General features: G+C 69.2%; 19 protein-coding genes and 1 tRNA gene. 6 read left to right on the top strand and 14 right to left on the bottom strand.

What is annotated here, in order from left to right:
- Window positions 1–65 precede the first annotated feature (65 nt).
- Window positions 66–635 (bottom strand): DUF177 domain-containing protein, encoded by a 570-nt coding sequence (locus tag AB5S17_RS19570; protein WP_369242533.1) that lies wholly within the window; start codon window positions 633–635, stop codon window positions 66–68.
- Window positions 632–1,165 (bottom strand): ubiquinol-cytochrome C chaperone family protein, encoded by a 534-nt coding sequence (locus tag AB5S17_RS19575; protein ID WP_369242535.1) that lies wholly within the window; start codon window positions 1,163–1,165, stop codon window positions 632–634. Before AB5S17_RS19575 ends, AB5S17_RS19570 begins: the two co-directional genes overlap by 4 nt.
- A 288-nt stretch (window positions 1,166–1,453) precedes the next feature.
- On the opposite strand from AB5S17_RS19575, the gene AB5S17_RS19580 reads away from it, so the two are divergent.
- Window positions 1,454–1,906 carry an outer membrane protein assembly factor BamE gene (locus AB5S17_RS19580; RefSeq protein WP_369242688.1) on the top strand — a complete coding sequence of 151 codons (453 nt, stop codon included), beginning with the start codon at window positions 1,454–1,456 and terminating at the stop codon, window positions 1,904–1,906.
- 113 nt (window positions 1,907–2,019) lie between these two features.
- On the opposite strand, the gene AB5S17_RS19585 is transcribed toward AB5S17_RS19580, so the two are convergent.
- The 11 genes from AB5S17_RS19585 to AB5S17_RS19635 form a co-directional block, all read right to left on the bottom strand.
- Window positions 2,020–4,170, bottom strand: coding sequence for a sodium-translocating pyrophosphatase (locus AB5S17_RS19585; protein ID WP_369242537.1), 2,151 nt, complete (start codon window positions 4,168–4,170; stop codon window positions 2,020–2,022).
- Window positions 4,171–4,312: 142 nt separating this feature from the next.
- Window positions 4,313–5,542, bottom strand: coding sequence for an MFS transporter (locus AB5S17_RS19590; RefSeq protein ID WP_369242539.1), 1,230 nt, complete (start codon window positions 5,540–5,542; stop codon window positions 4,313–4,315).
- Window positions 5,539–6,030: a transcription antitermination factor NusB gene (gene nusB, locus AB5S17_RS19595; RefSeq protein WP_369242541.1), complete on the bottom strand. Its 492-nt coding sequence runs from the start codon at window positions 6,028–6,030 to the stop codon at window positions 5,539–5,541. The genes AB5S17_RS19590 and nusB overlap by 4 nt, the downstream gene beginning before the upstream one ends.
- Before the next feature lie 2 nt (window positions 6,031–6,032).
- On the bottom strand, window positions 6,033–6,482 hold the full coding sequence (locus AB5S17_RS19600) for a 6,7-dimethyl-8-ribityllumazine synthase (protein WP_369242542.1): 450 nt from the start codon (window positions 6,480–6,482) through the stop codon (window positions 6,033–6,035).
- Between the two features lie 185 nt (window positions 6,483–6,667).
- The gene (locus tag AB5S17_RS19605) at window positions 6,668–7,276 is read right to left on the bottom strand and encodes a riboflavin synthase (RefSeq protein WP_369242690.1); all 609 of its coding nucleotides are present in this window, start codon (window positions 7,274–7,276) and stop codon (window positions 6,668–6,670) included.
- Window positions 7,277–7,281: 5 nt separating this feature from the next.
- Window positions 7,282–8,442, bottom strand: a complete 1,161-nt coding sequence (ribD, locus tag AB5S17_RS19610) for a bifunctional diaminohydroxyphosphoribosylaminopyrimidine deaminase/5-amino-6-(5-phosphoribosylamino)uracil reductase RibD (protein ID WP_369242544.1) — start codon at window positions 8,440–8,442, stop codon at window positions 7,282–7,284.
- Window positions 8,439–8,951 carry a transcriptional regulator NrdR gene (nrdR, locus tag AB5S17_RS19615; RefSeq protein ID WP_369242546.1) on the bottom strand — a complete coding sequence of 171 codons (513 nt, stop codon included), beginning with the start codon at window positions 8,949–8,951 and terminating at the stop codon, window positions 8,439–8,441. Before nrdR ends, ribD begins: the two co-directional genes overlap by 4 nt.
- A 198-nt stretch (window positions 8,952–9,149) precedes the next feature.
- On the bottom strand, window positions 9,150–10,466 hold the full coding sequence (glyA, locus tag AB5S17_RS19620) for a serine hydroxymethyltransferase (RefSeq protein WP_369242548.1): 1,317 nt from the start codon (window positions 10,464–10,466) through the stop codon (window positions 9,150–9,152).
- A gap of 224 nt (window positions 10,467–10,690) precedes the next feature.
- Window positions 10,691–10,767: transfer RNA gene (locus tag AB5S17_RS19625), tRNA-Arg, on the bottom strand.
- A 522-nt stretch (window positions 10,768–11,289) separates the two neighbouring features.
- The gene (locus AB5S17_RS19630) at window positions 11,290–12,336 is read right to left on the bottom strand and encodes a tetratricopeptide repeat protein (protein WP_369242550.1); all 1,047 of its coding nucleotides are present in this window, start codon (window positions 12,334–12,336) and stop codon (window positions 11,290–11,292) included.
- Complete coding sequence (locus AB5S17_RS19635; protein ID WP_369242552.1) at window positions 12,336–12,989, bottom strand: thiamine phosphate synthase; 654 nt, start codon at window positions 12,987–12,989, stop codon at window positions 12,336–12,338. The genes AB5S17_RS19630 and AB5S17_RS19635 overlap by 1 nt, the downstream gene beginning before the upstream one ends.
- A 336-nt stretch (window positions 12,990–13,325) precedes the next feature.
- Between AB5S17_RS19635 and AB5S17_RS19640 the strand changes: the two genes are divergently transcribed.
- Window positions 13,326–14,084 carry a sulfite exporter TauE/SafE family protein gene (locus tag AB5S17_RS19640; protein ID WP_369242554.1) on the top strand — a complete coding sequence of 253 codons (759 nt, stop codon included), beginning with the start codon at window positions 13,326–13,328 and terminating at the stop codon, window positions 14,082–14,084.
- A 64-nt stretch (window positions 14,085–14,148) separates the two neighbouring features.
- Window positions 14,149–15,780 (top strand): acyl-CoA synthetase, encoded by a 1,632-nt coding sequence (locus AB5S17_RS19645; protein ID WP_369242556.1) that lies wholly within the window; start codon window positions 14,149–14,151, stop codon window positions 15,778–15,780.
- Between the two features lie 145 nt (window positions 15,781–15,925).
- On the opposite strand, the gene AB5S17_RS19650 is transcribed toward AB5S17_RS19645, so the two are convergent.
- The gene (locus AB5S17_RS19650) at window positions 15,926–16,102 is read right to left on the bottom strand and encodes a YdcH family protein (RefSeq protein ID WP_369242558.1); all 177 of its coding nucleotides are present in this window, start codon (window positions 16,100–16,102) and stop codon (window positions 15,926–15,928) included.
- A 211-nt stretch (window positions 16,103–16,313) separates the two neighbouring features.
- On the opposite strand from AB5S17_RS19650, the gene AB5S17_RS19655 reads away from it, so the two are divergent.
- The 3 genes from AB5S17_RS19655 to AB5S17_RS19665 are packed head-to-tail and all read left to right on the top strand — an operon-like array spanning window position 16,314 to window position 18,119.
- Window positions 16,314–16,517 carry a YdcH family protein gene (locus AB5S17_RS19655; protein ID WP_369242560.1) on the top strand — a complete coding sequence of 68 codons (204 nt, stop codon included), beginning with the start codon at window positions 16,314–16,316 and terminating at the stop codon, window positions 16,515–16,517.
- Between the two features lie 10 nt (window positions 16,518–16,527).
- A complete protein-coding gene (gene purE, locus AB5S17_RS19660) occupies window positions 16,528–17,016 on the top strand; it encodes a 5-(carboxyamino)imidazole ribonucleotide mutase (protein WP_369242562.1) in 489 nt (162 codons plus the stop codon).
- Complete coding sequence (locus tag AB5S17_RS19665) at window positions 17,013–18,119, top strand: 5-(carboxyamino)imidazole ribonucleotide synthase (protein WP_369242564.1); 1,107 nt, start codon at window positions 17,013–17,015, stop codon at window positions 18,117–18,119. The genes purE and AB5S17_RS19665 overlap by 4 nt, the downstream gene beginning before the upstream one ends.
- Window positions 18,120–18,148 lie beyond the last annotated feature (29 nt).

Here is an 18,148-nt window from a genome sequence, read left to right on the forward strand (position 1 = left end):
CGAAGCCTCCCGGACGCGGCGCGAAAATATCCGTTTACGCGCGGACGGCAACCGCCGATTTGCCCTCATTCGTCATCCCGCCCGGGCTTTGCCGCCAGTTCGGCCAGGACGTCGAAGGCGGAGCGGCGCCCGGCATCCGGTGCCGGATCGGTATCCAGCGCCCCGAAACTTTCCCCCGCCTTGCGCGGATAGGGGTCGAGCGCCAGCGCCACCGCCTCGGCGATGTAGGCGCCGATGTCGATGCGATCGCCGGAGAAGGTCTCCGGCGGATCATCGCCTTCGGGATCGATATGCAGTTCCTGTTCCGCCGGTGCGGCGATCCGGGCGAGCCTGGAGTCTTCCGGCACGAAGGTCTGCTCGAACGGCTCGTCGATCCGCTGGACGACGGGCTCGAGGCTGACCACGCTCTCCTGCACCACCTCGGCGGCGATGCGGCCGGACACGCGAACGCCCTCGGCACGCCAGGGCGTCGCCCGCAGATCGACCGACAGCGTCGTCACTTCGGGAATCGAAAGCTGGCGGGCGAGCGCTTGCCGCTCGGCCTCGTCGGCATCGAAGCGAATCGGCATGCCGTCGCGCGGCAGCTTGATGGTGGAGATTGCGAATGGAATGGCGTGTGCCGGGGCCTTGGTCATGATCGGTTCTCCGCCGAGAGGCGGCCTGTCAGGATGTCGTCTGCGGACACGGCCGCAAAAGCTTGTTCGGTCGTCACAATGTAGGTCGCGAGCCGGCGCGCCGCATCTTCGGCGCCGGTTTCCGCCACCGCCCGCCCCGTCAGGGCCTTGGCCAGCGCGGCCTCCGCCTCTTCCGGCGCCGCGAACGCGGCATCGTAAGCGACCGCCCGCTCGTAGAAGACGCCCGTCAGCCTGCGCATGCGCTTCGGCACCGACTGGTCGCCGACGCCGAGCTCGCGGATGGTGAACTCGACGTCCGAAACGAAGCGGTCGACGACCTCCTGCGCCAGCGGCGCCAGCGCCTTCTCCGTCCGGCAGCGCCGCAACAGGAGGTGGACATGGATCGCCAGCGCCTCGAACCGCCCGGCGAAGCTGTCCTCGATGCCGCACGCCAGATAGAGGTCGGGCTGCCGCGTGAGTGCGACGAGGGCGTCATAGATGCGATCCACGACGGCCCGATTACGGCGGCGGATGCGCCATCTCTGCAGCATGCCAACAACCCGGACCGATGCCAGTTGCCGCCCGTGCCACAGGGCGGGCCGGATTGCAACGCTTAGGCAGGTGGATTACCAGAGCCTCCGGGGCCCTCCGCCGACCGGCGGGACGTCCCGGAGCGCGATTTCGCGCGGCTCCACCTGTCCGGAACCTTTCGGCTTCGGACGCGCCGCGCCGCATCGTGCTCCCATGCCGGGCGTGCCATGGTTTGGGCACAGCCGCCGGGCATGACTGTTGGGGGACGCAACCGGTCCGGGGGACAAGACGGCGTGAAGCAGAGAATGATGAAGGCGCGGCCGATCGTGCTCGGCGTGGCGATCCTCGGGTTGACCGCCCTCAACGCCTGTTCGACGAGCCAGGTCCTGAACGAGGGCTACATCGTCGACCAGAAGTCGCTGGAGCTCGTGCCGGTCGGCTCCAGCCGTGCGCAGGTGCTCCTGGCGCTCGGCTCGCCGTCGACCACCGCGACCTTCGACAACGAGGTCTTCTACTACATCTCCCAGAAGCGCGTCCGGCCGGTCGCCTTCATGAAGCCGCACCTAGTCGACCAGCACGTGCTCGCCGTCTACTTCGACAAGGACGGCAAGGTCGAGCGGATCGCCAATTACGGCCTGAAGGACGGCAAGGTCTTCGACTTCATCTCGCGGACGACGCCGACCGGCGGCAAGGACGCCTCCTTCCTCGGCCAGGTGCTGAGCGACACCGTGTCCGACAAGGGCCCCGGCGTCCATCTCTGAGATCGGCGGCGCCGGCAGGTACCTGCGGCCACCGCTGACGTCGAAGGCCCCGCGAGCGACTCGCGGGGCCTTTCGTTTGTCTCAGCGTGCTCCAGCGCTGCCGCAGTCCCGCCCTACTGATGGGCGAGCACCGCGAGCAGCAGGAGCGCGACGATGTTGGTGATCTTGATCGCCGGGTTCACCGCCGGCCCGGCGGTGTCCTTGTACGGGTCGCCGACGGTATCGCCCGTCACCGACGCCTTGTGGGCCTCCGAGCCCTTCATGTGGCGCACGCCGGCCGAATCGACGAAGCCGTCCTCGAAGGACTTCTTGGCGTTGTCCCAGGCGCCGCCGCCGGACGTCATCGAGATCGCGACGAAGAGGCCGGTGACGATGACGCCGAGAAGCATGGCGCCGACGGCCGAAAAGGCCTGACTCTTGCCGGCGATCGCGTAGACGACGAAGTAGACCACGATCGGCGCCAGGACCGGCAGGAGCGAGGGGATGACCATCTCCCGGATCGCCGCGCGCGTCAGAAGGTCGACCGCCCGGGCATAATCCGGCCGCTCGGTCCCCGCCATGATTCCCGGCTTCTCGCGGAACTGCCGGCGCACCTCCTCGACCACCGCGCCGCCGGCGCGCCCGACGGCCGTCATCGCCATGCCGCCGAACAGGAAGGGGATCAGGCCGCCGAGGAGCAGCCCGACCACCACGTAGGGATTGGTCAACGCGAAGTCCGGCGCGACGCCTTCGAAATACGGATAGCCTTTGCCGGCCTGGTGCTGCGCGATGAAGAACTGCAAGTCGGAATTGTACGCCGCGAACAGCACCAGCGCGCCGAGGCCCGCCGAGCCGATCGCATAGCCCTTGGTAACCGCCTTGGTGGTGTTGCCGACCGCGTCGAGCGCATCGGTCGACTTGCGCACCTCGGACGGCAGGCCGGCCATCTCGGCGATGCCGCCGGCATTGTCGGTCACCGGGCCGAAGGCATCGAGTGCGATGATCATGCCGGCGACGCCGAGCATCGCGGTCACCGCGATGCCGGTGCCGTAGAGCCCGGCGAGCTGGTAGGTCGCGATGATGCCGGCGACGATCACGAGCGTCGGCAGCGCCGTCGCCTCCAGCGAGACGGCGAGGCCCTGGATGACGTTCGTGCCGTGGCCGGTCACCGAGGCCTGGCTGATCGAGCGGACCGGCCGCGAGCCGATGCCGGTGTAGTATTCGGTGATCCAGACGATGAGGCCCGTCACCATCAGCCCGACGATGCCGCAGATGAACAGGTTGAGGCCGGTGATCGACAGGCCCGTGGTCGCGCGCCCGACCGTGCCGAAGCCGATGGTGAAATAAGTGGCGACGGCGAGCCCGCCGATCGACAGGATCGTCGTCACCCACAGCCCCTTGTAGAGCGCCCCCATGATCGAGCCGTTGGCGCCGAGGCGCACGAAGGCGGTGCCGATGATCGAGGTGACGATGCAGGCGCCGCAGATCGCCAGGGGATAGGTCATCACGAGGTCGATCGCCGGCGAGCCGGTGAAGAAGATCGCGCCGAGCACCATGGTCGCCACGACCGTCACGGCATAGGTCTCGAAGAGGTCGGCCGCCATGCCGGCGCAGTCGCCGACATTGTCGCCGACATTGTCGGCGATGGTGGCGGGGTTTCGCGGATCGTCCTCGGGGATGCCGGCCTCGACCTTGCCGACGAGGTCGCCGCCGACATCGGCACCCTTCGTGAAGATGCCGCCGCCGAGGCGCGCGAAGATCGAGATCAGCGAGGCGCCGAAGCCGAGCGAGACAAGGGCGTCGATGACCGTGCGGTCGACGGACATGAAGCGGAGCTGCGTCGTCAGCACGTAGAAATAGACGGTGACGCCGAGGAGCGCGAGCCCGGCGACGAGCAGGCCGGTGATCGCGCCGGACTTGAAGGCGACGCCGAGCCCCTGGCCGAGCGAACGGGCCGAGGCCTGCGCGGTGCGGACATTAGCGCGCACGGAAACGTTCATGCCGATGAAGCCTGCAAGGCCCGACAGAATGGCGCCGATCGCGAAGCCCACCGCCGCGTAGAGCGACAGGAGCCACCAGTCGAGCAGAAAGACGACGACGCCGACGACGGCGATGGTGGTGTACTGGCGCGCGAGATAGGCCTGCGCGCCTTCCCGGATCGCGCCCGCGATCTCCTGCATCCGGACGCTGCCCTGGTCGGAGGCCATGACCGAGCGCGTCGCCCATCCGGCATAGGCGATCGCCAGCAGCCCGCACAGGGCCACCACGAGTAGAACCAACGGCATTGCCACCCTCCCCTCGCGCCGGCTTCCTCCTCCGGCGTTGATGAACGGCGCGCGCACCGGACGGCCGGCGCCGACCCGTCATGGGCAGGTTGAGGTTATATGAGGGCGGCTAAGCGTCAAGCACCGCGATGTCGTACCGCGATCAGTTCTTGGCGGCGACGTTGCGGAAGCCGCCGCCCTGGAGGACGAGGGCTGCGAAGCAGAGGATGACGATCGGGAAGACGACGAAGTTCATCGTCTCCCAGCCGGCGGTGACGAAGGTGCGGCCGGACATGAAGGAGGCGAGAGCGACGCTGGAGAAGAGGATCAGGTCGTGGAAGCCTTGCGTCTTGTTCTTCTCCGACGCGCGGTGCGTGTCGGCGACCATCGCCGTCGCGCCGATGAAGCCGAAGTTCCAGCCGGCGCCGAGGAGGGCGAGGCCGAGCCAGAAGTTCCACACGGCCGTGCCGCCGAGGAAGACGACGGCCGCGAGCGCCAGGAGGAAGAGGCCGCAGGCGATCACCGGCGGCTTGCCGAAGCGGGCGATGATGCGGCCGGTGAAGAAGCTCGGCCCGTACATGGCGAGCACGTGCCACTGGATGCCGAAGAAGCTGACATCGGTCGAATGGCCGCAGGCGACGATCGCCAGCGGCGCGCCGGTCATCACGAAGCTCATCACGGCGTAGCTTCCGACGCCGCAGGCGAGCGCGGCGAGGAAGCGCGGCTGGCGCACGATCTCGGCGAGCGGCCGGGCGGGGAGCGCATCTTCGGCCAGCGCCTCGCCCGGCGCGTCATGAATCTGCAGCCGCGTGAGCAGGCCGGCGCCGAGAAGGGCGAGGACGCTCATGCCGAGGAAGGCGCCGGCGAACTCCACCGGCAGGAACAGCCCGGTCGTCAGCCGCGCCGTCTGCGGACCGAGCACCGCCGCCACCATGCCGCCGGCGAGCACGATGCCGATCGCCCGCGCGCGGTAATCGCGCGGCGCCCCGTCGACCGCGGCGAAGCGGTACTGCTGGGTGAAGGCGCCGCCCATGCCGACGACGATGAGGGAGAGGGTGAACAGCACGAAGCTGTCGGAAAAGAGGGAGGCGGCCGCGCACACCCCGCCGGCCGCGACCATCAGGGCGCCCGCGGAAAAGCCGAGCCGGCGCCCGACGGCGCGCATCAGCGCCGCGGCCGGCAGCGCGCCGAGCGCGACGCCGGCGCTGAAGCCGGTGACGGGCAGCGTCGCCAGCGACTTGTCCTCCAGCAGCAGCCAGGTGCCGGCGAGGCCGCCGGTGGAGATGGCGATCGGCGCCGCCGAACCGACGAGCGCCTGCGCCGCCGCGAGGATCAGCGCATTGCCGCGGGCAACCGCCGTCGCGGGCGCGGACGACCCGGAGATCGCCGTCACCGCCTGCTGTCGGGCTCGCCCCGCTCCTGCCGCGCGATCCGGTCGAGCACGGCGTTGACGAGACGCGGCTCATCCTCCGCATAGAAGGCCCTGGCGACGTCGATATATTCGGTGACGATCACCGCCACCGGCACGTCGCGGCGCTGCAGCAGCTCGAACACGCCGGCGCGAAGGATCGCCCGCAGCGTCGTGTCGAGGCGCGACAGCGGCCAGTCCGCCGGCAGCGCGCCGTGGATCAGCGGGTCGATGACCTTCTGCTGGCGCACCACGCCGGACACGATGTCGCGGAACCAGGCGGGGTCGGCGTCGCGATAGGTCTCGCCGTCGATCTCCCGCCCGAGGCGGAAGGATTCGTACTCCGCCACGGTCTCCAGCAGCGGGGTTCCGCCGACATCCATCTGGTAGAGCGCCTGGACGGCGGCGAGACGCGCCACCCCCCGCTTGTTCGCAGGCCTCGTCTCGCGCGGCTTCGGTCCGGTGTTGGACATCGTCAGGCTCCGAGGCGGTCCCTGAGTTGGATCATCGTCAGCGCCGTCTTCGCCGCCTCGCCGCCCTTGTCCTTGCGGGCGGGATCGGCGCGCTCCAGCGCCTGGGCCTCGGTCTCGCAGGTCAGGATGCCGTTGCCGAGCGCGAGGTTCTCGTCGACCGACAGGGCGATGAGGGCGCGGGCGGACTCGTTCGAGACGATCTCGAAATGATAGGTCTCGCCGCGAATGACGCAGCCGAGCGCGACATAGCCGTCATAGTCGGTCTCGCCCTCGTCCGCGCCCGTCAGCGCGAAGCTGACGGCGGCGGGAACTTCCAGCGCGCCGGGAACGGTGACGACGTCATAGGTCGCGCCCGCCTCCTCCAGCGCCTTCTTGGCGCCGGAGAGCAGGAGGTCGGCGATGTGGTCGTAGAAGCGCGCCTCGACGACGAGGAGATGCGGCTTGGAAGCCATGGGAATGTCCTTCCGGGAATGGGTTGCGGAGGGGATACGCTGCTCCCGCCCCGCAGGCAACAGGCGGCGGCCGCCGATCGGCGGTCGGATCCGGTCGCCGGCGCGAACGCCGGCGCAGACGCTTGCAGCGGCCGGCGCCCGACCCGCGCGAACGGGCCGCAGGCGGCTTCGGCCGCACCGGCGCGTCAGGCGGCGGGCTGGAACAGCCGCTCGGCGTAGCGGGCGATCTGGTCGACCTCGAAATTGACGACGTCGCCGGCGCGCCGCTCGCCCCAGGTCGTCACCTCCAGGGAATGGCGGATGAGCAGGACGTCGAAGACGTCGTCCTCCACCGAGTTGACGGTGAGCGACGTGCCGTCGAGGCAGATCGAGCCCTTCCTGGCGACGAAGCGCTCGAGATCCGCCGGCGCCCGCAACCGGAAGCGCACCGCCTCGCCCTCGTCCTCGACCGACAGGATCTCGGCGAGCCCGTCGACATGGCCGGAGACCAGGTGCCCGCCGATCTCGTCGCCGATCTTCAGCGAGCGTTCGAGGTTGATCCGCGTGCCCTCGCCCCAGTGCCCAGCCGTCGTCAGCCGCAACGCCTCCTCCCAGGCCTCGACCTCGAACCAGCGCTGGTTCGAGCCCGCATCGGGCAGCGCCGTCACCGTCAGGCAGACGCCGGAACAGGCGATCGACGCGCCGATGGGGATGGTCTCGGGGTCATAGGCTGTCTCGATGCGGAAGCTCCGGCCGGCGTCCCGTTCGCCGACGGCGAGAACCTTGCCGATATCGGTCACGATCCCGGTGAACATCTTCGTCATTTCCTTCCGAATTCGTACCAGCGGTCCGTGCCGAAGCGGTACTCCCGCTTCAGCCGGAAGCGCTCGCGTGCCGCCGCGACGTCGATCGGCGCCGGAACGCCCTCTTCGCCGATCTCGACCGTCCCCTGGACCAGGATCAGCCGGTCGACCAGACCGGCCGCGAGGAAGCTCGCCCCCGTCTCGGCGCCGCCCTCGACGAGGATGCTGGCGGTGCCGGTCGCGGCGAGATCCTCGAGAAGTTCCGGCAGGGCGATCCGGCCGGTCGCGGGATCGGCCTCGCAAGAGACGAAGGCGACGCCCGCTTCGGCGAGCGCCGCGCGGCGCTCGGGATCGGCGTCGACGAAGGTGGCGACGAGGGTGGGCGTGGTCTTGGCCGTCCTGATCACCGTCATGTCGGGCGTCAGCCGCAGGCGCGGGTCGAGGATGATCCGGCTCGGCGAGCGGTCGGCAAGACCCGGCAGGCGGCAGTCGAGCCGCGGGTCGTCTTCCAGCGCCGTGCCGGAGCCGACGAGGATGGCGTCGTGGCGGGCGCGTTCCAGATGCGTCTGCGCGTCGGCGACGGGGCCGGTGATCTTGACCTGGCCGCCGCCCCGGATGCCGATCTTGCCGTCGGCCGAAAGCGCCATCTTCAGCGTGATTTCCGGGCGTGCGTTCACGTGCCGCGAGAGGTAGCCGGAGATCGTCTCGGCCGCCTCCTTCGCCATTACCTTGGGGGTGACCGCCAGCCCGCCCGCCAAGAGGATCGCATGGCCCCTGCCGTCGACGCGCGGGTCCGGATCGGCGGCGGCGGAGACGACGCGGGCAATGCCCGCCGCAACCAACGCCTCGGCGCAGGGCGGGGTGCGGCCGTGATGCGCGCAGGGCTCCAGCGTCACATAGGCCGTCGCGCCGCGGGCGCGCTCGCCGGCTTCCGCCAAGGCCTGCGTTTCGGCATGCGGGCGGCCGCCGAGGGCGGTGACGCCGCGCCCGACGATCACCGGGCCATGTCCCGCGTCGGCGACGACCAGCGTCGCGACCGAGGGGTTGGTGCCGGTGCGGCCGACATGGCGGAGCGCGTAGCGGATCGCCGCCGCCATGAAGCGATGGTCCTCCGGCCGGACGGGCGCGAAGCCGCCCTCGTCTGCGCCACCCTCGACGTCTGGACGGGCCGCCGTCATCGGTCGCTCGCTCCGGCATCGGGCACGGGCTCCGGCACGGCGGCGGCCGTCGTGCCGCCCGCCTTCGCCAGCTCGCCGATGACCGACTGGAAGTCGCTCGCCTCGGCGAAATCGCGATAGACCGAGGCGAAGCGGACATAGGCGACGTCGTCGAGGCCCTTCAGCGCCTCCATCACCATTTCGCCGATCGTCTGCGAGGCGATCTCGGCCTCGCCCGACTGTTCGAGCCGGCGCACGATGCCGGAGATCAGCCGCTCGACGCGGCCGTCTTCGACCGGGCGCTTGCGCAGCGCGACCTCGATCGAGCGCGCCAGCTTGTCACGATCGAAGGGCACCTTCTTGCCCGACTTCTTCAGGACATGGAGCTCGCGCAGCTGCACCCGCTCGAAGGTGGTGAAGCGGCCGTTGCAGTCCGGGCAGATGCGCCGGCGCCGGATCGCCGCCCCGTCCTCGGCGGGGCGCGAATCCTTCACCTGGCTGTCCTGCGATCCGCAATAGGGACAGCGCATCCTTCCCCTCTCCTGCCTCTAGAGCTAGACGAGATGAGCCTGGCTCATCATGTCGCCCTATCTCTCTGGTTTCGCACGATCTCTTCCGAAAACCGGTTCCGACGTTTCGGGATCATGCTCGAGAAACGAAAAGGCCGCATCGGTGCGGCCTCTTCCAGATAGTCACGGCGCCCGCGGGCGAAAAGCGCAAAGTGCCGCTCACATCGCCTGGTAGATCGGGAAACGGTCCGTCAGCGCGACGACCTTCTCCTTCACCGCGGCCTCGACGGCGGCGTTGCCCTCTTCCGAGTTCGCCGCCCGCAGCCCGTCGAGCACCTCGATGATCAGCTTGCCGACCTCGCGGAACTCGGCGGTGCCGAAGCCGCGGCTGGTCGCTGCGGGGGTGCCGAGCCGGATGCCGGAGGTGATCGTCGGCTTTTCCGGATCGTTCGGCACGCCGTTCTTGTTGCAGGTGATGTTGGCACGGCCCAGCGCCTGTTCCGAGGCCTTGCCGGTGAGGTTCTTCGGCCTGAGGTCGACCAGCATCAGATGCGTGTCGGTGCCGCCGGAGACGATGTCGAGGCCGCCCTCGCGCAGCGTCTCGGCCAGCGCCTTGGCATTCTCGACGACGGCGCCGATGTAGGAGCGGTAGGCCGGCGTCAGCGCCTCGCCGAAGGCGACGGCCTTGCCGGCGATGACGTGCATCAGCGGGCCGCCCTGCAGGCCCGGGAAGACCGCCGAATTGATCTTCTTGGCGATGTCCTCGTCATTGGTCAGCACGAGACCGCCGCGCGGGCCACGCAGGGTCTTGTGCGTCGTCGAGGTCGCGACATGGGCGTGCGGGAACGGGCTCGGATGGTGCCCGGCGGCGACGAGGCCGGCGAAATGCGCCATGTCGACCCAGAAGACCGCGCCGACCTTGTCGGCGATCGCGCGGAACCTGGCGAAGTCGATCTTGCGCGAATAGGCCGAGCCGCCGGCGACGATGACCGCCGGCTTGTGCTCCAGCGCCAGCGCCTCGACCTGATCGTAGTCGATGAGGCCGGTCGCGAGGTCGAGGCCGTACTGGACGGCGTTGAACCACTTGCCGGAGAGATTCGGCTTCGCGCCGTGGGTCAGGTGGCCGCCGGCGTCGAGGCTCATGCCGAGCAGGGTGTCGCCCGGCTTCGACAGAGCGAGCAGCACCGCTTGGTTCGCCTGGCTGCCGGAATTCGGCTGGACGTTGGCGAAGTTGCAGCCGAACAGCTGCTTCACCCGCTCGATCGCGAGGGTCTCGACGACGTCGACGAACTCGCAGCCGCCATAGTAGCGCCGGCCGGGGTAACCCTCGGCGTATTTGTTGGTCAGCACCGAGCCCTGCGCCTCCAGCACGGCGCGCGAGACGATGTTCTCCGAGGCGATCAGCTCGATCTCGTGGCGCTGGCGCTCGAGTTCCTGGCCGACGGTGCGGAAGATCTCGGGATCGCGCTCGGCGAGCCTGGCGGTGAAGAAGTCGGAGAAATCGGAGGACTGATCGCTGCGGCTGACCTGGCTCATGCTGACACTCCTTGTCGAGAAACGGACCCTTGGCGGACCGCGCCGCGGAGCGACGCCGGAAGCCGGCGCTTTAGCATGACGCCGCGGCGTCCACCAACCGCCGGAGCGACGCGCAATGTCGCGCGCAGACGGATGCGCGTTTTCCGGCGCGCATTCGCGGCGACGCACGCACCGACAGAAAGCAAGGCGGTTGGGACCGGGAGGTGCAGGAAGACAAGAAGAGATGGCGCGCCCGAAAGGATTCGAACCTCTGACCCCCAGATTCGTAGTCTGGTGCTCTATCCAGCTGAGCTACGGGCGCGCTTCCGGCGGCGCTGCGGGGCAGCGCGTTGCCGATGGCGGCTAGGTAGCCGCTCGCCGCGCGGAATGCAAGCCGTGTCGCACGGCAAAATGTCGGCGCGGCGCAATGGGGACCGCCGCACCGGCGCAACGACGGCCACCGGAGCTGCTCGAACCTCGCGACCTTTTGCCGACGCAGCAGAGCCGGCGGGCCCGGTTGGGACGCGCAAAGGTCCAGAGGCTCCGAGGCTCCGAGGCTCCGAGGCTCCGAGGCTCCGAGGCTCCGATGCTTCGATGCTTCGGGGAGCGCTATCCGAGAAACGTATCAGGCTGGTGACGAGCCGCCGCGAATCGCGTGCCGCGGCCTCTCGCCGGGCTCTGCCGCGATCCGCCCCCTCGCCGGCCACAGCGCAACCGGCATCGCGCCCCGCCGCCGTGAGGCCGCGAAACGGCCTCGCGCGGGAGCGCGGCCGCTTCCGATTCGCCGCCTCACGCAGGCGGACAGCAGACCCGCGCTGCCGGCTCCCGGCCGAAAGCCGGCGCCCTACTGCGAGTGGAAGCGATTCGCCGCCTCCAGCGCCGCCTTCTGGGTGGCGGGATCGAGGCCGCGGAAGAAATCGTCGAGCGCCGAGTCGCTGTTCTTCAGCCGCTTGGCGAGCACCGCCCATTTCGCCGCCTGCAGCCGGTCGGGATCCGTCCCGATGCCGTCCTTGTAGAGGTGGGCGACGCGGTTGATGGCGATCGGATTGCCGGTTTCGGCGGCGTGACGCAGGAAGCGGAACCCGTCCTGCGGCTTCTGCGGCCCGCCGCGGCCGTTGATCAGCCAGATGCCGTATTCGATCTGCGCGATGTCGAGGCCGTTGGTCGCCGCCGCCCGCAGCCAGGCCCGCGCCGCCGCGTCGTCGGCCTTGACGCCCCGGCCGTTGGCGTAGAGCTGCGACATGGCATATTCGGCGTCTGGCACGCCGGCATTGGCGGCCTTCTCGAAATAGGCAGCGGCGTCGGCGAAGCCGCCGGTGGGCGAGGCCTCGATCAGCATCTGCGCGTAATTGTATTCGGCGAGCGGCAGACCCTTGTCGGCAGCCGCCTTCATCAGCGCCTGCGCCTTGTCCATGTCCTTCTTCACTGCGGTGCCGTCGATCAAGAGCATCGCGTAGCGGAACTCGGCCTCGGCATTGCCGGCCTTGGCGGCGGCCTCGTACCAGTGCGCCGCCTGCTTCATGTCCTGGGCGACGCCGAGGCCGCGCGAATAGATTTCGCCGAGCAGCGTCTGCGCCGCCGGATCGCCGAGATTGGCGAGCGGTTCGGCCATCTTGCGGGCCGTCACGTAGAAGCCGCGCTGATAGGCGCCGTAGGCGAGATCGCTCTTCGACGGCGGCTTTTCTCCCGGCTTCTTCTCCGTCGGCATTCCGGCAACGGCATAGGGCACCGGCAGGATGACGCCGTTTCCGCGCCGCAGCGTCTCGACGGGCACGCTCTTCTCGAGCCGCACCGCCGGCATCGCGCCGGCGGGCTGGGCATCTGCGGCGACCGGCAACAGCCAGAACCCGGCGGCCGCCACGACCGACGGCCAGGCGCCCCACCTCGCCATCAGGCCGCGACCTTGTCGAACCAGGCGTCGAGCAGCGCGTTCGCCTGCGCGACCATCTCGCCCGCCCGGTCCGGATCGGCAAAGACCGCGGCCGCAGCGGCGACGAACTCCGCACCGGTCGAGCAGGCGGCGCCGATGCCGGCAATGTCCCGGCCGATCATCAGGATGCAGGGGATCTCGACGATCTCCGCCCACCATTCGGCCATCCGGAGGTTCTTCGGATGCACCTCGGCCGCGGCATCGCCGCCGAAGCGGCCGAAGAACAGATAGTCCGGCAGGCGCTCGCCGGCTTCCAGGGCATCGTGGCGGGTCTCGAAGCCGGAGCCGCCGACGATCAGCTTCGGCGCGAACCGCTCGACCGCCTCGCCGAGCGCCGCGAGGTCGCCGCCGGTCAGGTGGATGCCGTCGGCCCGCAGCCGCCCGGCAGAGCGCGTGTCGTCGGCGATGACCGCGGCCGCGCCGGCCGCCTGGATCAGCGGGACAAGCTTCTCGGCGAAGCGCTGGAAGCCGTCGGCGTCGCGCCCCGCAGGATCGAGGATCACCGAGGCGACGTCGCCGCCGGAGAGTGCGGCTTTCAGAGCCGCCTCCGCTTCGGCGTCGCCGAGCGGCGTCGTCACAAGGACCAGTCTTGGACGAATGGGATCGGCAATCATGGCAGCGTTCTGATCGTTCGAGAGAATCCGGCTCGGCATGCCTCGGGGCGCCGACTGGGGCCGTCATAGCAAAGCCTGCCGCAGGCGCCAAACCACCGGTCGCGCCGGCGCCGATGGACCGGACGTGCGGCGACCGGCGCGATGAACGCCGGCTTTATGGCAGATTGCGGGCGGCCTCCCCGGCTCGCGGGTCCCGGCGCCGCCACCGTGAGGGACGGATAGACGCAGTCGGCGACGGGCGGGGCGGCGGCGGGCGGACGGCCAAGGGCAACGGCGTTGCGGCCCAGGCCCCTTGGGCCTATGCAGGAAGCGTCTCCCTCCGATTCGCCCGCTCCGTTGATCACCGATCCGTTCTTCTATCTCTGCGCCGTGCCCGCGGTGTTCCTGGTCGGCCTGTCCAAGGGCGGCTTCGGCGGCACCATCGCGGTGATCGGTGTGCCGCTGATGGCCTTTGCGGTCGATCCGGTCACCGCCGCCGGCATCCTGTTGCCGATCATGGTGGTCATGGACCTGATCGGGCTCGTCGCCTGGCGCGGCCAGTTCGACCGCGGCGTCATCGTGTCGATGCTGCCCGCCGCCGTCCTCGGCATCTTCGTCGGCTATGCCGCAGCCGAGCTCGTCTCCGAGGACGGCATCCGGCTGATCCTCGGCCTGCTGGCGCTCTGGTTCGTCGCCGACTGGGTGTTCAAGAGCCGGCACGTCACCGAGCCGAAGCCGCGCAACGGGCTCAAGGCCAAGCTCTGGGGCGCGGCCTCGGGCTTTGCGAGCTTCGTCAGCCATTCCGGCGGACCGCCCTATCAGGTCTACGTCCTGCCGCTGAAGCTTGCGCCCGCCACCTTCGCCGGCACGGCGGTGGTGTTCTTCGCCGTCGTCAACGCGGTGAAGCTCGTCCCCTATTTCCTCCTCGGCCAGTTCTCCCCCGGCAATCTCGAGACCTCCGCCGTTCTTTTGCCGCTCGCGCCGCTGGCGACGCTCACCGGCATCTGGCTGGTGCGCCGGATCGATACGGCGGTTTTCTACAAGCTGGTCTATGCCTTCCTCGTCCCCGTCGGCCTGAAGCTCGTCTTCGACGGCGCGAGCGGCCTTCTCTCATGACGATCGCCGCGCGATCGCCTATACGGGAGGAGGAGGAACCGACGCAGATCGGACGGGAGGACGCATGGGCATCTACGACGACAACCTCGACCGCAACGCGGCGAACTACCAGCCGCTGACGCCGCTGACCTTTCTGGCGCGGGCAGCGCTCGTCCATCCGGACCGGATGGCGATCGTCCACGGCGCGCTGCGCCGCAGCTATGCCGAGTTCTACGCCCGCTCGCGCCGTCTCGCTTCGGCGCTCGCCGCGGCCGGCGTGAAGCGCGGCGAGACGGTGGCCGCGATGCTCTCCAACACGCCGGCGATGCTTGAGGCCCATCACGGCGTGCCGATGGCGGGGGCCGTGCTTCTGTCGATCAACACCCGGCTCGACGCCGACATCATCGCCTTCCAGCTCGACCATTCCGAAGCCAAGGCGGTGATCGTCGACCGGGAATTCTCGTCCGTCATGGCCGCGGCGCTGGCGAAGGCGGCGGTGAAGCCGCTGGTGATCGACTATGACGACCCGGAGTTTCCCGAGGACGCGCCGGCGACGAAGGGCGAGGCCATCGGCAGCACCGAATACGAGGCGTTTCTGGCGACGGGCGAACCGGACTTCGCCTGGCTGATGCCGCAGGACGAGTGGGACGCGATCTCGCTGAACTACACGTCGGGGACGACGGGCAATCCGAAGGGCGTCGTCTACCACCATCGCGGCGCGGCGCTGATGGGCTATGCCAACCTCGTCGCTGCCGGCATGGGGCGGCACCCGGTCTATCTCTGGACCCTGCCGATGTTCCACTGCAACGGCTGGTGCTTCCCCTGGACGCTGGCCGTCGAGGCCGGCACGCATGTGTGCCTGCGCTGGGTGCGCGCGAAGGCGATGTATGACGCGATTGCCGACCACGGCGTCACCCATCTCTGCGGCGCCCCGATCGTCATGGCGACGCTGATCAACGCCGACGCGGCCGACAAGCGCGACTTCTCCCAGACCGTCACCTTCAACACCGCCGCCGCGCCACCGCCGCAGGCGGTGCTCGCGGGCATGCGCGAGGCGGGTTTCGAGGTGACGCATCTCTACGGCCTCACCGAGACCTACGGGCCGGCGGTGGTGAACGAGTGGAAGAACGAGTGGAACGCGCTGGACGGGCCGGCGCGCGCCGCGCAGACCGCTCGGCAGGGGGTTCGCTATCCGGCGCTGGAGGACCTGTCGGTGCGCGATCCGGAGACGATGGAAGAGGTGCCGGCGGACGGCGAGACGATCGGCGAGGTGATGTTCCGCGGCAATATCGTCATGCGCGGCTATCTGAAGAACCCGCAGGCCTCGGCCGAGGCGTTCCGTGGCGGCTGGTTCCACTCCGGCGACCTCGGAGTGATGCATGACGACGGCTATATCGAGCTGAAGGACCGCGCCAAGGACATCATCATTTCGGGCGGCGAGAACATCTCCTCGATCGAGGTCGAGAACGCGCTCTACCAGCACCCGGCGGTGCAGACGGCGGCGGTGGTGGCGATGCCGGACGAGAAATGGGGAGAGACCCCGGTCGCCTTCGTGGAACTGAAGCCGGGGCGGGAGGCGAGCGAGGCGGAGCTCCTCGCGCATTGCCGCGAGCGGCTGGCAAAGTTCAAATGTCCGAAGGCGGTGCGCTTCGCCGAGGTGCCGAAGACCTCGACCGGCAAGATCCAGAAATACGTCCTGCGCAAGATGGTGGGCTGACATGCCGGCAGCTTGTCCGGCAGCGTCACCGGCCGGCGCGGGGCCGGAATGGTCAGGCAGAGGGACGGCAGACTGCGCCGCGGGGCCGCCGGTTCGAGCGGCGTGGCCGGACGCGGCCGAAGGACCGCGCCCGGCGGGACTTCGATCAGTGGCTGGACTTCCTCAGTCGCTCGATCTCTTCCTTGAGCTTGAGCTTCCTGCGCTTCATCTCCTTGATCTCCGTATCGCTCATGGCCGGCTTCGCCGCCAGGGCTTCCGCGATCTCGTGATCGAGGGCCGAATGGCGCTGTTCCAGCGTCGAGATATGGGTATTCAAGGACATGGGCTTCTCCCTTCCTGATTGGTGTCCCGGCACGCCCGACAGAGCCGTGACTAGACGTTGCGAGCGTGTCATAAAACTGAAGCAGTGTCGAATGACGAAAGTTCGATCGGAAAGCGGCGATTTGCTTGGCGTTTACAATTCGTGAAGGCTGAAGCGGCGAGGGTCGGAGCGGCCTGAAACGGTTGGCGTGCAAGCGTTCGAAAGGGCAGGAATGGGCGAACAGGAACAGGCGGCACTGAGGCTGGAAGTGGCGCGTCTGCGGCAGGAACACGCCGACTTCGACGTCGCCGTCAACGCCATGGAAGCCGTCGGCGCCGACCGGCTGCGGATCCAGCGGATGAAGAAGAAGAAACTGGCGATCAAGGATCACCTGCAGGATCTGGAGGACCAGATCATCCCCGACATCATCGCATGAGCCGGCCGTCATGAATCCGCCCGTCGCCATCATCATGGGCAGCCAGTCCGACTGGGCCGTGATGAAGAATGCCGCCGAGACGCTGGATACGCTCGGCATCTCCTACGACGCCCGAATCGTCTCGGCGCACCGCACGCCGGAGCGGCTCTACGACTTCGCCCGGGGCGCCAGGGCCGCCGGCTTCAAGCTGATCATTGCCGGGGCCGGCGGCGCCGCGCATCTGCCGGGCATGACCGCGGCGCTGACGCCCCTGCCCGTCTTCGGCGTGCCGGTCGAGAGCCGCGCGCTGTCGGGCAAGGACAGCCTGTTGTCGATCGTGCAGATGCCGGCGGGCGTCCCGGTCGGAACGCTCGCCATCGGCCGTGCCGGCGCAGTCAACGCCGCGCTCCTGGCGGCGAGCGTTCTTGCCCTCTCCGACGAAGCGCTGGCGGCGCGGCTGGACGCCTGGCGACAGGCCCAGACGGAGGCGGTCGCCGACGCGCCGCGGGACGAGCCATGAGCGCTGCGCCCCTGCCCTCCCTCAAGCCCGGCGCGACGATCGGCATCGTCGGCGGCGGCCAGCTCGGCCGGATGCTCGCGATGGCGGCGGCGCGCTTCGGCTACCACGTCCTCGTGCTCGATCCCGACCCCGCCTGCCCCGCCGCGCAGGTGGCGAGCGAGGTGCTCGTTGGCGCCTATGACGATCGCCGGCTGCTGGCCGAGCTTGCCGAGCGCTCCGACGTCCTGACCTACGAGTTCGAGAACGTCGCCGTCGAGCCGCTACGCGCGGCGATCGGGAAGACGCCGGTGTTCCCGCCGGCGCAAGCGCTGGAGGTCTCGCAGGACCGCGTCGTCGAGAAGGCCTTCCTCAACGGGATCGGCGTTGCGACCGCCGACTGGCGCGCGATCGATTCGGTCGACGAGCTGGAGCATGCGCTGTTCGAGCTGAAGAGCGACTGCATCCTGAAGACCCGCCGCTTCGGCTACGACGGCAAGGGCCAGGCGATGATCCGCGCCAGCGGCCCCTATGCCAGCGCCTTCGAGCAGATCGGCAACGTGCCAGCGATCCTGGAGAAGAAGGTGCCCTTCGCCTTCGAGTGCTCGGTCATCGCGGCGCGCGGGCAGGACGGTAGCGTCGTCGCCTACGACCCGGCACAGAACGTCCACAGCCTCGGCATCCTCAACACCTCCACCGTGCCCGGCCGGGTGACGGCCGCGGTGGCGGAGAGCGCCAGGGCGATCGCCGCGACGATCCTCGAGAAGCTGGACTATGTCGGCGTCATCGGCGTCGAGTTCTTCGTCGGCCACGACGGCACGCTGCTCGTCAACGAGATCGCGCCGCGCGTCCACAACAGCGGCCACTGGACGGAAGCGGCCTGCACCGTCTCGCAGTTCGAGCAGCATGTCCGGGCGATCGCCGGCCTGCCGCTGGGGACGACGCAGCGACATGCGGACTGCGTGATGGAAAACCTCATCGGCGAGGACGTGAACCGCTTCGATTCGCTCGTCGCGGCGCCCGGCGCCGTGCTGCACCTCTACGGCAAGGCGACCGTGCGGCGCGGGCGGAAGATGGGCCACGTCACCTTCCTGAAGCCGCTGAGGCAAGGCGATGTGACGGGTTGAAGAAGCCCGCGAGATCCGCTGGCGACGTT

It is taken from the genome of Jiella sp. M17.18, from assembly GCF_041027365.1.
Classification (GTDB): Bacteria; Pseudomonadota; Alphaproteobacteria; order Rhizobiales; family Rhizobiaceae; genus VKMB-3413.